The sequence below is a fragment of the Ruegeria sp. AH12 genome, assembly GCF_056541465.1.
The window spans coordinates 451,694-465,679 of sequence record NZ_JBQFYL010000002.1 but is presented as its reverse complement, the minus strand read 5'-3'; the positions used below and the strand labels follow the sequence as shown (position 1 = coordinate 465,679).

Genomic DNA, 13,986 nt, shown 5'->3' with positions numbered 1-13,986 from the left:
CGGCCCCAAAAAAATGAGTGAACAAGCCGTGAACAAACTCTTCCCCTCGGCACGCAACCCGCGTAGTTTGGGGGTATGAGCAGTTACGACGAAATGGACGCCTTCGAGGGCGCATCGCTATCCCAAAGGGCCATGGCTCGGACCGAGCCTTATGAATTGAACTATCTCAATCCCGAACAGCGTAATGCAGCTGAGCAGGTCAATGGACCCGTTTTGATTTTGGCTGGTGCCGGCACCGGCAAAACAAGAACTTTGATGGCTCGTGTCACGTATTTAGTCCGAAACCGTCTTGCACAACCGAATGAAGTGTTGGCGGTGACGTTCACCAACAAGGCCGCCAGAGATATGAAAAAGCGAATGGAGGAGGATCCCTACAAACTTAGGCATCCGCTTCCTTGGATGGGTACTTTTCATTCTATTTGTGCACAGTTGCTACGGCGACATGCGGAACTGGTCGATCTAAAGTCGAACTTCACCATTCTCGACAGTGATGATCAGTTGCGTTTGCTCAAGCAGTTGGTGCAGGCGGCCAATATTGACGACAAACGCTGGCCTCCTCGGTTGTTGGCCGGACATATTGATGAATGGAAGAATCGCGCTCTGACTCCTGAGAAAGTACCTTCGGCAGATGCTGGGGCCTTTAATAACAAGGGTATTGAACTCTACGCACAGTATCAAACGCGCTTACGTGAATTGAATGCGGTGGATTTTGGGGATCTGTTGCTACACATGATAACTGTCTTGAGGACTCATGAAGACCTTCAAAAGCAGTATCAACGTTGGTTCAAATACATAGTTGTGGACGAATACCAAGATACCAACGTCGCGCAATATCTTTGGCTTCGCCTGCTAACAAACGACGACAGAAACATTTGTGTCGTCGGTGACGATGACCAATCTATCTACGGCTGGCGTGGGGCCGAAGTCGATAACATCTTGCGATTTGAGAAAGACTTCCCCAGTACAAAAGTTGTCCGTTTAGAACAGAACTACCGCTCGACCCCACATATTCTGGCGGCTGCCTCGAATGTCATTCGCGGCAATGAAGGCCGGTTGGGTAAGGAACTGTGGACTGATCGCGAAGACGGAGAAAAGGTTCGCCTGATCGGACATTGGGATGGCGAGGAAGAGGCGCGTTGGATCGGCGAGGAAATTGACGCGATGCAGGGCGGCACGCGGGGCGTGCGGCCCATGAACCTGGATGAGATCGCCATTCTGGTCCGCGCCTCGCACCAGATGCGGGCGTTCGAAGATCGGTTCCTGACCATCGGTCTGCCTTACAAGGTGATCGGAGGCCCGCGGTTCTATGAGCGGATGGAGATCCGTGATGCCATGGCCTATTTCCGGCTGGTGGTCAGCCCTGAGGATGATCTGGCATTCGAGCGGATCGTAAACACACCCAAACGCGGTTTGGGCGATAAGGCGCAGCAGACGATTCAGGTGGTGGCCCGTGAAAATGGGGTGTCTCTGGTCGAAGGCGCACGGCTTGCGGTCGATAACGGGTTGATCAAAGGCAAGGGCGGTAAGGCGCTGCGCGAATTGATCGACGGTCTGGCGCGCTGGAATTCGATGACGCGAGGGCCTCGGATCGAAGTCGATGACGACTCGGTCATTGATGATGGCGTTTCGCCCATACGCTATGGCGCGCCCGAGCATACGCATATCGAGCTGGCGCAGATCGTTTTGGACGAGTCCGGCTATACCGGTCACTGGCAGAACGACAAAACACCCGAAGCGCCCGGGCGGTTGGAAAACCTTAAGGAACTGGTAAACCAACTGGACAATTTCGAGAACCTGCAAGGGTTTTTGGAGCATGTCAGTCTGGTCATGGACAATGAGCAGGATTCGGATGGCGCCAAGGTCTCGATCATGACCCTGCACGCGGCTAAGGGGCTAGAGTTTCCCGCGGTGTTCCTGCCGGGGTGGGAGGATGGTCTGTTCCCTTCGCAACGGTCGATGGACGAATCGGGCCTCAAGGGGCTCGAAGAAGAACGGCGCTTGGCTTACGTGGGCATCACCCGTGCGGAAGAGGTCTGCACGATATCTTTTGCGGCCAATCGGCGGGTGTTCGGGCAGTGGCAGAACTCCATGCCCTCGCGATTCATTGACGAATTGCCCGAGGATCATGTGGAGGTGCTGACCCCTCCGGGGTTGTATGGCGGCGGGCAGGTGTCGGCGGGTATTGAAACCCGCGCGGCGGAAGCGAATGTTTACAACTCGCCGGGTTGGAAGCGGATGCAGGCGCGGCAGGGGCAGTACGGGGTGTCGCAACCCAAGGAAAGCCGGAATACGGTAATCGATGCAACGGCAGTGGCCAGTTTCACATTGGGTGAGCGGGTGTTTCACCAGAAATTCGGCTATGGCGGTGTGGTTGGCATCGAAGGTGACAAGGTTGAGGTCGAGTTCGACAAGGCAGGGACCAAGAAAGTTGTCTCTCGGTTCCTGTCTGCCAAGGACGACGTGCCGTTTTGATCTTTTGCGAGGCTCTGCCTCGCGCTCCGAGGTATTTTTAAACAGAAGAAGGTGGGGGCGTTCGCGCCCCTTTTTGCTGTTTGAAAAAGAAAAGCGGCGGTTCCCAGGGAGGAGGAGAGGGAACCGCCGCTCTTTGCAACATCAGAGCAGGGAGGAGGAGAGCCCCGATGTATCAGTTTCCGGCTATTTGGGCCGGTATAAGGTGCGGCAGCATCAGGGAGGAGGTAGATGCTGCCGCTGATTACAGACCCTAAAGGGAGGAGGAAGGGCCTGATCTCGGTTGTTCTGGGCGCTTAACGCGCTGTGTGTTCGTCGGCGGCTTGCTTGGCCAGACGTCGGATCATCGACCGGTGCAGGCCGAGATCGGCCAGTTCCCGATCCGAGAGGTTGGACAGCTCATTGACTGTCTGACGGTACATCCGGTAGCTGGCGAAGCGGGTTTTGGCGGCTTCGATCCATGCGTTCAGCCCGTTGCTGTGTGCACCTTTCAGCGCGGAAGTGTTGGTTGCGACTGCCATTTGCTCACTCGCTTTCATATCTCTGTGCTGGTCATTTCCAGCGTTTGCTTGAGACTGAAGATAAGCCAATGCTGCAATTGCACAATAGGTAGCGATAACAATGCTGCTATGCAGCAAATGCATAGATATCAAAAACTTGATGCTCTGCACCTTGATCGCCCCTAAAAACATGAGTTCTGGGCAGATCATTCGCAAAATCGTTACATTGAAAAAAAATTGATGCGCGGACTGACTGCGCGATGTTTGAGCGACAAATCACAAAATTTAGGCGTTCACGAACCGGGTATCGAACGGTGTTGGGGTCTTTTGGAGGCGTCCTGTGACCTTGCTGGGAATTCGTGGGATGCGGTGAACTCTGGCGATATCTCTGAGTTTTTTTGAGAGGTGATTCGACTTCACGAGCAGGAAAATCGACGAAAACACCCGGTCCTCTGAAAAAATCTGAAAATGTACGGGAAATCATGGGGTCGAATGGGTCGACGAGATTTACATATATATAGTGTCTTGCTTGATGGGAGGCACTACAGGGGGTGTCTGAGGTTCTCTGCAGAAAGATTTGAGAGCCGTTGTTTGGCCACTGAGTCAGCATGGGGCCTGAATTTCCTATTGATTTCCATGAATTCCCATGGCATCCCTATATGCATCCGATGAGGACGAGGCAGCAGGGGCACAAAACGACCCCAAACCAAATAACAAACAGGTTTCATACAGGCACTTCGCTTTCATCACTCTGAAGATCCGGCGCGCGAGCGAGCAGACATCCCCCCAGGTGGCGCGCGCAGCTGGACATCCCGCACAGCGGGTCAATGCGGCGGGTTGATCAGTGGCAGCAGATCAACCCGCCGTTTTTCATCCGGGGGCGTGAAATTTGAGGTGGGGCGCAAGCGAAAGGGACAGTCGTCTTGGCGCGCAGGTTTAGAGGTGAAAGCCACCATAAGGTGGACACGAAGGGCAGGGTGTCGATCCCGGCCTCGTTTCGCCGTGTGCTTGAAGCTTCTGATCCCAACTGGCAGCCCGGTGATACTCCTGAGCTTGTGATTGTCTATGGCGACCACCGTCGCAAATACCTTGAATGCTATACGATGCAGGCAATTGATGAGGTCGATGACAAGATCGATGCCTTGCCGCGCGGCTCGATGGAGCGGCGGATGCTGCAACGTATGTTCCACGGTCAGTCCTTCCCTACGACAGTAGATGAGACCGGACGTCTGGTCCTGCCTGCCAAGCTGCGCAACAAGATCGACCTTGAAAATGAGGCATTCTTTATTGCCGCCGGTGACACCTTCCAGATCTGGAAGCCCGAGACCTATGAGGTCGAAGAACTGGCCAAGACCGAAGAGTGGATGGACGATCTGCCGGATGATTTCGACCCGATGGTCTATCTCGATGGCGTTGGGGACGCGTAACGGCATGTCCGGCGCTGTCTCCTCATCTTCGAACCCACATATCCCTGTCCTGCTGCGCCCTTTGCTGGCGGCGGTGTCTCCGGTGTCGGGTGTATGGTTGGACGGAACCTTTGGCGCAGGCGGCTATACGCGGGGTCTGCTTGGGGCTGGCGCCGACAAGGTGATCGGTGTGGACCGCGATCCGCTTGCGTTTGAGATGGCAGCAGATTGGGCGCGTGACTATGGTGACCGGCTGGTGATGCAGCCGGGTGTGTTTTCGCGGTTGGATGAATATGCGCAGGATTTGGACGGAGTCGTTCTGGACCTTGGCGTGTCGTCGATGCAATTGGATCAGGCCGAGCGCGGGTTTTCGTTCATGAAAGACGGGCCGCTTGACATGCGCATGAGCCAACAGGGTGAAAGCGCCGCTGATCTGGTAAACGGCGCAACCGAAGCTCAACTGGCAGATATTCTCTTTCATTTTGGCGAAGAACGGGCCAGTCGGCGTATCGCCAAAGCGATCATCAAAGCACGGACTGAGGCACCGATCACAACGACGTTGCGATTGGTCGAGATCATTGAATCCTGTCTGCCGCGCCCGAAACCGGGCCAATCGCACCCGGCGACGCGCAGTTTTCAGGGGCTGCGGATTGCTGTGAATGCTGAATATGAGGAGCTGTTTCAGGGCCTTATGGCTGCTGAACGGGCCTTGAAGCCTGGCGGACAACTGGCCGTTGTGACCTTTCATTCCATCGAGGATCGGATGGTTAAGCGGTTCTTCCAATCGCGCGCGGGCAAGACCGGTCGGGCCAATCGCTATGCGCCCGAAATCGAACAGGAACTGCCGCAATTTACCCTGAAGACCCGCAAGGCCGTGGCGCCGGATGAGCGGGAATTGCAGGAAAATCCACGCGCGCGTTCTGCCAAGCTGCGCGTCGCGGTACGAACTGAGGCTCCGGCGGGGGAAATCGATGCGCGGGCCATTGGCATGCCGCAGCTGGGGGAGAAGGCAAGATGAAGAGTATTCTGTATGTGTTAACTGCCATGTCCGTGTTTGGTTTGGCGCTTTGGGCGTATCAAGAGAACTACCGCACCCAGCAGGTGTTGAAAGAAACCCAGTCGTTGCAGCGTCAGATTGGCACGGCGCAGGTGCGGCTGGCGGTTCTAAACGCCGAATGGGCTTATCTCAACCGCCCGGATCGGTTGCGTGAGCTTGCCGATCTGAACTTCGAACGTCTGGGCCTGCTGCCCTTGCGGTCTGAACAGTTCGGGCGTGCGGATCAGATCGCGTATGCCGAGGACCCTGATCTGCCAATTGTTGATCCGATTGAATTGCAGGCCATTACGGATCTGCAGGCCCTGGGCGAGGTTCAGCTGCCATGACACGTACCCCACTTCGCCCACTAGCCCGTGTTCTTGAGGCGCGCGCAAAAGGGGAAAACCCCAAGGTCATCGAGCGCGAGAATATCCGGCAACGCCACGAGCAGATGAAAGATCGCGCGCGCGCCCGCGCTGAGGGGCGTTTGCTTGTGCTGGGCCTGTTCTTTTTCTGCGCGTTTTCGGTTGTTGGGGTCCGCATGGGCATGCTTGCGACCTCTGAGGCGCAAGAGCCGCTGGCGAGCGCGCCTGGGGCTTCGATTGCTATGCAACGTGCCAATATTGTGGATCGTGAAGGCCGTATTCTTGCGACCAATCTGGATACCTATTCGGTCTACGCCCAGCCGCCTCTGATGATCGACCCGATTGCGGCGGCGGATCAGCTGGTGGCGATCTTCCCCGATCTGGAAAAAGAGCGTCTGGTCAAGGACTTCACCGGCAATCGCAAGTTCCTTTGGATCAAGAAACGCATCTCACCTGAGCAGAAACAGGCCGTGCATGACATCGGCGATCCCGGCATCCTGTTCGGCCCCCGTGAAATGCGGCTGTATCCCAACGGTAAGCTGGCCGCGCATATTCTGGGTGGCTCGGGTTTTGGGCGCGAGGGCGTAAGTGCTGCTGAAGTGATCGGCGTTGCCGGGGTCGAAAAGAAATTCGACGACTACCTGCGCGATCCGGCCAATGGCAACAAGCCGCTGCAACTGTCTCTGGACCTGACCATTCAGGCCGCGGTCGAGCAGGTGCTTTATGGTGGCATGAAGATCATGAACGCCAAAGGGGCCTCGGCGGTTTTGATGAATGCCCATACGGGTGAGGTGGTCTCGGCTGCCTCTCTGCCCTCGTTCGACCCTAATGACCGCCCACGCCCGCCGACCTCGGGTTTTGATCCCTCCGACAGCCCGTTGTTCAACCGCTATGTGCAGGGCGTGTACGAGCTGGGTTCGGTTTTCAAGATATTCACCGCAGCACAGGCGGTGCAGCTTGGGTTGGTGAATTCTGAGACTATCATCGATACCTCCGGCCCGATGAAGATCGGTCGTTTTCCGATTGGTGAGTTCAACGGCAAGAACTATGGCAAGATCAGCGTCGCTGATGTGATCGTCCACAGTTCGAATCGAGGAACCGGCCGGCTGGCCTTGCAGATCGGGGCCAAAAGACAGCAGGAGTTTCTGGAAACGCTGGGCATGTTCGAACCAACACCGTTCGAGATTGTCGAGGCCTCCGGGGGTGCGCCACTCAAACCCAAAAAATGGGGTGAACTGAGTACGGTGACCATTTCCTATGGCCACGGCCTGTCGACCAGCCCGATGCATCTGGCGGCAGGGTATGCGGCGATTGCCAATGGTGGGCATTATGTCAGCCCGACGATCCTGAAGAAAAACGGCCCTCAATACGGCCCGCGTGTCCTGACGGACAGCGCTGCGTCGCAGGCGCAAAAGATGCTGCGCAAGGTGGTCACCGACGGCACAGCAAGCTTTGGTGATGTCAAAGGCTATGATGTGGCAGGCAAGACCGGAACGGCAGACAAGCCAAAGCCGCGTGGCGGGTACTACGATGACAAGGTGATCGCGACCTTTGCCACCATTTTCCCGGCTTACGATCCAAAATATGTGCTGATTGTTACGCTGGACGAACCGTCGATCGTGGCCTATGGCGAAAAGCGCCGGACGGCCGGGTGGACGGCGGTGCCCGTCGCCGCTGAATTGATCGGGCGGGTTGCTCCTTTGCTGGGCTTGCGCCCCCGGCTTGAGCCCGAGGCGGGCGCTGCTATAACCCTGACCTCGAATTAGGGTGCCAGAGAACAGGTGGGTCATGGGCGTAAAAACAAAGAAACTCAGCCAACTGGCCCTGACCGCGCGCGGTGGTGCAAACCCGGATATCACCGGGCTGGCCGTTGACAGCCGCGAGGTCAAAGAGGGTTTCCTGTTTGCGGCCCTTCCCGGCACCCGCGTGCACGGCGGTGAATTCATTCAATACGCCTTGCGCATGGGGGCGGCTGCCATTCTGACCGATGCCCAAGGCGCGCAGATCGCCGAGGCCGAGTTGGCCACATCTGATGCTGCCTTGGTTGTGGTTGAAGACCCGCGCCAAGCATTGGCCGGGTCCGCTGCACTTTGGTTCGGCGCGCAACCTCAGACGATTGTGGCGGTCACCGGGACCAATGGCAAAACCTCGGTCGCCACGTTCGTCCGCCAGATCTGGTCCGAGCTTGGCCACGCCGCCGTCAACCTTGGCACCACTGGGGTTGAGGGCGCATGGACCGCATCGCTGGCTCACACAACGCCCGAACCGATCACCCTGCATCGCTGCCTGTCCGAGGCGGCGGAGAATGGCGTGACCCATGCGGCGATGGAGGCTTCCTCTCACGGTTTGGAGCAACGCCGGTTGGATGGCGTGCATCTGACCGCTGCCGGGTTCTCGAACTTCACGCAGGATCATCTGGACTATCACGAAACCTTCGAGGCCTATTTTGCTGCCAAAGCGGGTTTGTTCGACCGGGTTCTGCCGCAGGACGGAACAGCGGTCGTCAACCTCAGCGACCCCAAGGGCGCGCAAGTCCGCAAGATCGCCGAAGCGCGGGGGCAGTCGGTGCTGACCGTTGGGCTGGGCGAGGCCGACCTGTGCTTGATGAACCAAAGGTTTGACTCGACCGGTCAGGATTTGCGGTTCTCATGGCAGGGCAAGACCTTCCAGACCCGTCTGAAACTGATCGGAGGGTTTCAGGCCGAAAACATCCTGCTCGCGTGTGGATTGGTGATAGCCGCCGGGGATGAGCCCGAACGCGTATTCGCAACCCTGCCGCATCTGACAACGGTCCGAGGCCGCATGCAACTGGCCGCCACCCGCGACAATGGCGCGGCGGTTTTTGTAGACTATGCTCACACGCCCGACGCTGTTGCGACAGCTTTGAAAGCGCTGCGCCCGCATGTGATGGGACGTCTGATTGCTATCGTCGGCGCGGGCGGAGATCGCGATGCCGCCAAACGCCCGCTGATGGGCGCGGCCGCAACCAATCACGCCGATATCGTTTTTGTCACCGATGACAACCCGCGCAGCGAGGACCCCGCCACCATCCGCGCGGCCGTGATGGAGGGTGCGCCAGGCGCGACCGAAGTGGGTGATCGGGCCGAAGCGATCTTGCGCGGCATTGACGCTTTGCAACCCGGTGACGCGTTGTTGATTGCAGGCAAAGGCCATGAAACCGGCCAGATCGTTGGTGATCAGGTTTTGCCCTTTGATGATGTTGAACAAGCCAGCATCTCTGTGGCCGCTCTGGATGGGAGGGTCGCATGACACTCTGGACAGCGGCCGAGGCTGCCGAAGGGACCGGTGGTCGCGCGACTACTGATTGGATGGCGAATGGTGTGTCGATTGACACGCGCACCTTGCAGCCTGGCGACCTGTTTGTTGCTTTGAAAGCTGCGCGAGACGGGCACGACTTTGTGGCTCAGGCGCTTGAGAAAGGCGCGGGGGCTGCCTTGGTCTCGCATGTCCCCGAGGGCGTGCCCGAAGACGCACCGCTGTTGATCGTCGAGGATGTTCAGGCCGGTTTGGAAGCACTGGGCCAAGCCGCGCGTGCGCGCACAGAGGCACGTATCGTCGGTGTGACAGGCAGTGTCGGCAAAACCTCGACCAAGGAAATGCTGGCGACCATTCTGGAAAGGCAGGGCAGGACTCATGCCAGCGTGGCCAGTTACAACAACCATTGGGGCGTGCCCCTGACTTTGGCGCGGATGCCGCAAGACACTGAATTTGCAGTGATCGAGATCGGGATGAACCACCCCGGCGAGATTGCTCCGCTCGCGTGTCAGGCCCGCCCGCATGTGGCTTTGGTGACAACGGTGGCCGCGGTGCATCTTGAGGCGTTTGTGTCGGTTGCAGGGATTGCCCATGAAAAGGCGGCTATTTTTGAGGGGCTGGAACCCGGCGGCGCAGCCATCTTGAATGCCGATATCGAGCATGCCGAAATTCTGCGCCAGACGGCGCAAGACCACGGCGCAGGTATAGTCGAATTTGGCCGACAGGCCGCAGACTACAAACTGACGGCTGTGACTGCCGGGCCGGATTCGGTTCAGGCCCAAGCCTCGGTTGGTGATACGCAGTTCACCTTCGACGTCCAATCCGCCGGTACGCATTTTGCAATGAATGCGTTGGGCGCTTTGGCGGCCTGTGTCGAACTGGGCGTCGATCTGGAACAGGCCATCGAAGGGTTACAGCACTGGTCTCCGGTCAAAGGTCGCGGGGTGCGCGAGACTTTGCCATTGGCAAATGGCGGGCAAATCGAACTGCTGGACGACAGCTACAATGCCAACCCGACTTCGATGGAGGCTGCTTTGGACGTGCTGGCGGCATCCCAAGGTGCGCGCCGGATCGCCTTTCTGGGGGACATGAAAGAGCTGGGGCCGCAGGAACAGGCCATGCACGCGGCGATGGCGCAGGTCAATGCGATGGCCCGTGTGGATCAGGTGCATTGTATCGGCCCGCTAATGCAGGCGCTGCATCAGGTTCTGCCAGATGACAAGCGCGGGCTGTGGTTTAAAACCAGCGTCGAGATGGCTGAGCACATGCCTGATCTGATCAAAACCGGCGATACCGTGCTGGCCAAGGGCTCACTGAGCATGGCTCTGGCGCGGATTGTTGACGGTCTGCGCAAAATGGGGCAAGGGGGCGCGCTTGACGGGTGAACTTACCCATAGGCCTCGTGTAAGAAAGGTTTTGTAATGCTGTATTGGTTGACCGCCTTGTCGGACGGAGGGGATTTCTGGAACCTCTTCCGCTACATCACCTTCCGCGCGGGCGGGGCCTTTCTAACGGCGCTGATATTTGGCTTCATCTTCGGAAAACCGCTTATTAATGTGCTGCGCAAGAAGCAAGGCAAAGGCCAGCCGATCCGCGACGACGGCCCAGAGGGGCACTTTTCCAAGGCTGGTACCCCAACCATGGGTGGGTTGCTGATCGTTGGCGCTCTGGTCACTTCGACCCTCGTTTGGGCGCGGTGGGACAACCCTTATGTCTGGATGGTTCTGTTCGTGACTTTGGCCTATGCGGCCATTGGTTTTGCGGATGACTACGCAAAGGTATCAAAGCAAAACACGAAGGGTGTTTCCGGCAAGATGCGCATGGCTTTGGGTGTCATCATCGCTGTACTGGCGTCGCTATGGGCAGTTCTGCATCATCCTGAAGCGCTGCAAAACCAACTTGCTGTGCCTGTTTTCAAAGATACGCTCGTTAATCTGGGCATCTTCTACATCCCGTTCGCTATTGTCGTAATCGTGGGGGCGGCAAATGCGGTGAACCTGACCGATGGTTTGGACGGCTTGGCGATCATGCCCGCAATGATCGCGGCCTCGACGCTTGGAATCATCGCCTATGCCGTCGGGCGGGTCGACTTTACCGAGTACTTGGACGTGCATTATGTGCCCGGGACAGGTGAAATCTTCATCTTCACCTCGGCCCTCTTCGGCGCGGGGCTTGGGTTCCTGTGGTACAACGCCCCGCCCGCTGCGGTGTTCATGGGCGATACCGGATCACTGGCACTGGGCGGCGCGCTGGGGGCTATTGCTGTGGCGACCAAGCACGAGCTGGTGCTGGCCGTCGTTGGTGGTTTGTTCGTGGTCGAGGCGCTGAGCGTGATCATTCAGGTCCTCTACTTCAAGCGCACCGGCAAGCGCGTTTTCCTGATGGCCCCGATCCATCACCACTATGAGAAAAAGGGCTGGGCCGAGCCGACCATTGTGATCCGATTCTGGATCATCTCGCTGATCCTGGCGATGATCGGGTTGGCGACGCTGAAGGTACGTTGAAGAACCGTCGGGTTGTACTGTCCGGATGTTCGGGTGGTGGCAAGTCCACCCTACTAGAGGAAATGGCGCGACGCGGCTATGCCACGGTCGCGGAACCGGGTCGTCGGGTGATCGCAGCCGAGCAAGAGCACAGCGGAGATGGTTTGCCCTGGATCAATCCCGAGTCGTTTTGCCGTAAAGTGATCCAAACATCTTTAGATGATGTGACCAAGGCTCCAGATGGTATGGTCTTATTTGACCGTTCCGCGCTGGACGCCTTGATTTGGTTTGATCGAACCGGTGCCAATCTGGAGAGTTCACTCCGGGATAAGATACTAAGCCTGGGATACGATCACTGCGTTTATCTGTTCCCACCGTGGCCCGAAATCTATGTAAAAGACGAACAGCGAAGGCATGACTTGTCCGACGCACTTGAAGAGTATGAGGCTTTGTGCGACCGCTTACCAACGCTCGGGTTTCAAACTGTGCTTTTTCCAAAAAAGCCAGTTGCAGACCGGGCAGATTGGTTTGAGGCGCAGCTAAACAAAGGGCAAACGACATGATCCCGGTCAAAGGGTTTTCAGGACAGAAAGTTGCGGTTCTGGGGCTGGGGCGATCTGGGCTGACCACCGCACGAGCGTTGCGTGCAGGCGGGGCACGGCCGGTGTGTTGGGATGACAATCCGGACGCGCGGGAGAAGGTGCAGGCCGAAGGGTTCGACTGTACCGATCTGCGCCGGAACGGGGCGTTCGAGGGTATTGCGTCTCTGATCGTCTCGCCGGGGATACCGCATCTCTATCCCACGCCGAACCCCATCGTTGCGGCGGCCTTGGAGGCGGGCGTTCCGGTGGACAATGATATCGGCCTGTTCTTCCGCTCCTTCGCAGGGCCGGAATGGAACAACTTTGATACTCCACCGCGTGTGATTGCTGTCACCGGGTCGAATGGGAAGTCAACCACCGCGGCGTTGATCCATCATATCCTGACCGAGTCCGGACGATCAGCCGAACTGGCCGGGAATATCGGGCGGGGCGTGCTGGATATTGATCCCGGCACCGATGGTTCGGTCGTGGTGCTGGAACTCAGCAGCTATCAAACTGAACTGGCCCGGTCGCTGACACCGGATGTGGCGGTGTTCACCAATCTTTCGCCAGATCATCTGGACCGTCATGGCGGCATGGGTGGTTACTTCGCTGCAAAAAGACGCCTGTTTGCCGAAGGTGGGCCCGATCGTGCTGTCATTGGAGTGGATGAGGCCGAGGGCGCGTTTCTGGCTGGTCAGATGGCTGAGGGGCCGGCGGATGACCGAGTTATCCGTGTCTCGGTCGATCGTAAGCTGACCGGTCCGGGCTGGCAGGTCTTTGCCCGTAAAGGGTTCCTTTCAGAATACCGCAAGGGGCGGCAGGCGGGTTCAATTGATCTGCGCGCCATCAAGGGCTTGCCGGGGACCCATAACCACCAAAACGCCTGTGCCGCCTATGCCGCTTGCCGTTCGCTGGGCTTGGCCCCTCGGGTGATCGAAGAAGCGTTGCACAGCTATCCGGGCCTGCCGCATCGCAGCCAGATTATCGCCGAAGCGCAGGGCGTGACTTATGTGAACGACTCTAAGGCCACAAATGTCGACAGTGCGGTCAAGGCGCTGGGGGCGTTCAAGCGGATACGCTGGATCTGTGGCGGGTTGGAGAAAGAGGGTGGTCTGGCTGCTCTGAACGATGCGACCTCGGATGTGCTGAAGGCTTACGTCATTGGGCGTGAGGCTGCGAATTTTGCAATGCAATTGAACGTCGAAACACAGGTTTGCACAACCATGGCTGCGGCGGTTGAACAGGCGATGGCAGATGCCGAAGCAGGTGATACCGTTTTGCTTGCGCCTGCTGCTGCAAGTTTTGACCAGTATGATAGTTTTGAACGACGTGGCGAAGATTTTGCTGACAATGTTCTGCAAAGACTGGCTGAATAGAGCGATTACAGTTTGCCGCTTGTTCACAAGGGCAAATGGGCTATCGTCTTGACGCCCTAGCGGATTTGGTCTTGCCTTGGCAGGACGTAGATAACGAGGTTACGGATATGTCCAACCGAAAGAAATTTATGGTGTTGCCAGCTGTACTGTTGGTCGGAGCTTGTGCCAGTTCGGGTGCGAACTACACGCCGATCATCGATGGCAATATCGGTCCCAATTACAACGCAGACTTGGCGCAGTGTCAGGCTCTGGCCCGAACACAGCCAACGGTTGATGGCAGAACAGCGGGTGCGGCGGCGATTGGTGCTGCAGGTGCCGCTGGTACAAAAGCGATCATCGATGACAGTGCCAGCGATCTGGGCCGTACCGCTGTTGCGGGTGCTCTGATCGGCGCAGGCGCAAGCGCGCTGCAGAACACCCAAAATCAAGAGGTTATCGTGCGCAATTGCATGCGCGGGCGTGGCTATAACGTCGTCGGCTAGGGTTTGATC

12 protein-coding genes are annotated in these 13,986 nt (G+C 57.7%); 11 read left to right on the top strand and 1 reads right to left on the bottom strand.

Features of this window, described 5'->3' with window-relative positions:
- Positions 1-75 precede the first annotated feature (75 nt).
- Entirely contained in the window at positions 76-2,472 is a 2,397-nt protein-coding gene (locus tag ACR0EL_RS06355; RefSeq protein WP_480498929.1) for an ATP-dependent helicase, read from the top strand.
- Between the two features lie 293 nt (positions 2,473-2,765).
- On the opposite strand, the gene ACR0EL_RS06350 is transcribed toward ACR0EL_RS06355, so the two are convergent.
- Positions 2,766-3,179: a DUF1127 domain-containing protein gene (locus ACR0EL_RS06350; protein WP_480498928.1), complete on the bottom strand. Its 414-nt coding sequence runs from the start codon at positions 3,177-3,179 to the stop codon at positions 2,766-2,768.
- A 713-nt stretch (positions 3,180-3,892) separates the two neighbouring features.
- On the opposite strand from ACR0EL_RS06350, the gene mraZ reads away from it, so the two are divergent.
- Genes mraZ through ACR0EL_RS06300 form a run of 10 tightly spaced genes read left to right on the top strand, consistent with a single transcriptional unit; the run spans position 3,893 to position 13,977 of the window.
- Positions 3,893-4,396, top strand: coding sequence for a division/cell wall cluster transcriptional repressor MraZ (gene mraZ / locus ACR0EL_RS06345; protein ID WP_480498927.1), 504 nt, complete (start codon positions 3,893-3,895; stop codon positions 4,394-4,396).
- Positions 4,397-4,400: 4 nt separating this feature from the next.
- Positions 4,401-5,393, top strand: coding sequence for a 16S rRNA (cytosine(1402)-N(4))-methyltransferase RsmH (gene rsmH, locus ACR0EL_RS06340; RefSeq protein ID WP_480499010.1), 993 nt, complete (start codon positions 4,401-4,403; stop codon positions 5,391-5,393).
- Positions 5,390-5,758, top strand: coding sequence for a cell division protein FtsL (gene ftsL, locus ACR0EL_RS06335; RefSeq protein ID WP_353008245.1), 369 nt, complete (start codon positions 5,390-5,392; stop codon positions 5,756-5,758). Before rsmH ends, ftsL begins: the two co-directional genes overlap by 4 nt.
- Complete coding sequence (locus tag ACR0EL_RS06330) at positions 5,755-7,542, top strand: peptidoglycan D,D-transpeptidase FtsI family protein (RefSeq protein ID WP_353008243.1); 1,788 nt, start codon at positions 5,755-5,757, stop codon at positions 7,540-7,542. Before ftsL ends, ACR0EL_RS06330 begins: the two co-directional genes overlap by 4 nt.
- A 22-nt stretch (positions 7,543-7,564) precedes the next feature.
- Entirely contained in the window at positions 7,565-9,046 is a 1,482-nt protein-coding gene (locus ACR0EL_RS06325; RefSeq protein WP_480498926.1) for a UDP-N-acetylmuramoyl-L-alanyl-D-glutamate--2,6-diaminopimelate ligase, read from the top strand.
- Positions 9,043-10,437 carry a UDP-N-acetylmuramoyl-tripeptide--D-alanyl-D-alanine ligase gene (locus ACR0EL_RS06320; RefSeq protein WP_480498925.1) on the top strand — a complete coding sequence of 465 codons (1,395 nt, stop codon included), beginning with the start codon at positions 9,043-9,045 and terminating at the stop codon, positions 10,435-10,437. Before ACR0EL_RS06325 ends, ACR0EL_RS06320 begins: the two co-directional genes overlap by 4 nt.
- Positions 10,438-10,473: 36 nt before the next feature.
- Positions 10,474-11,556 (top strand): phospho-N-acetylmuramoyl-pentapeptide-transferase, encoded by a 1,083-nt coding sequence (gene mraY / locus ACR0EL_RS06315; RefSeq protein ID WP_480498924.1) that lies wholly within the window; start codon positions 10,474-10,476, stop codon positions 11,554-11,556.
- Complete coding sequence (locus ACR0EL_RS06310; protein ID WP_480498923.1) at positions 11,553-12,098, top strand: AAA family ATPase; 546 nt, start codon at positions 11,553-11,555, stop codon at positions 12,096-12,098. The genes mraY and ACR0EL_RS06310 overlap by 4 nt, the downstream gene beginning before the upstream one ends.
- A complete protein-coding gene (gene murD, locus ACR0EL_RS06305; protein ID WP_480498922.1) occupies positions 12,095-13,495 on the top strand; it encodes a UDP-N-acetylmuramoyl-L-alanine--D-glutamate ligase in 1,401 nt (466 codons plus the stop codon). Before ACR0EL_RS06310 ends, murD begins: the two co-directional genes overlap by 4 nt.
- Before the next feature lie 35 nt (positions 13,496-13,530).
- Positions 13,531-13,977 (top strand): glycine zipper family protein, encoded by a 447-nt coding sequence (locus tag ACR0EL_RS06300; RefSeq protein WP_480498921.1) that lies wholly within the window; start codon positions 13,531-13,533, stop codon positions 13,975-13,977.
- Positions 13,978-13,986 lie beyond the last annotated feature (9 nt).

Coding starts and splice junctions, on each gene's coding strand:
- ACR0EL_RS06355 (WP_480498929.1), top strand. CDS start 76: ATGAGCAGTTACGACGAAATGGACGCCTTCGAGGGCGCATCGCTATCC.
- ACR0EL_RS06350 (WP_480498928.1), bottom strand. CDS start 3,179: ATGATCTGCCCAGAACTCATGTTTTTAGGGGCGATCAAGGTGCAGAGC.
- rsmH (WP_480499010.1), top strand. CDS start 4,401: ATGTCCGGCGCTGTCTCCTCATCTTCGAACCCACATATCCCTGTCCTG.
- ftsL (WP_353008245.1), top strand. CDS start 5,390: ATGAAGAGTATTCTGTATGTGTTAACTGCCATGTCCGTGTTTGGTTTG.
- ACR0EL_RS06330 (WP_353008243.1), top strand. CDS start 5,755: ATGACACGTACCCCACTTCGCCCACTAGCCCGTGTTCTTGAGGCGCGC.
- ACR0EL_RS06325 (WP_480498926.1), top strand. CDS start 7,565: ATGGGCGTAAAAACAAAGAAACTCAGCCAACTGGCCCTGACCGCGCGC.
- ACR0EL_RS06320 (WP_480498925.1), top strand. CDS start 9,043: ATGACACTCTGGACAGCGGCCGAGGCTGCCGAAGGGACCGGTGGTCGC.
- mraY (WP_480498924.1), top strand. CDS start 10,474: ATGCTGTATTGGTTGACCGCCTTGTCGGACGGAGGGGATTTCTGGAAC.
- murD (WP_480498922.1), top strand. CDS start 12,095: ATGATCCCGGTCAAAGGGTTTTCAGGACAGAAAGTTGCGGTTCTGGGG.
- ACR0EL_RS06300 (WP_480498921.1), top strand. CDS start 13,531: ATGGGCTATCGTCTTGACGCCCTAGCGGATTTGGTCTTGCCTTGGCAG.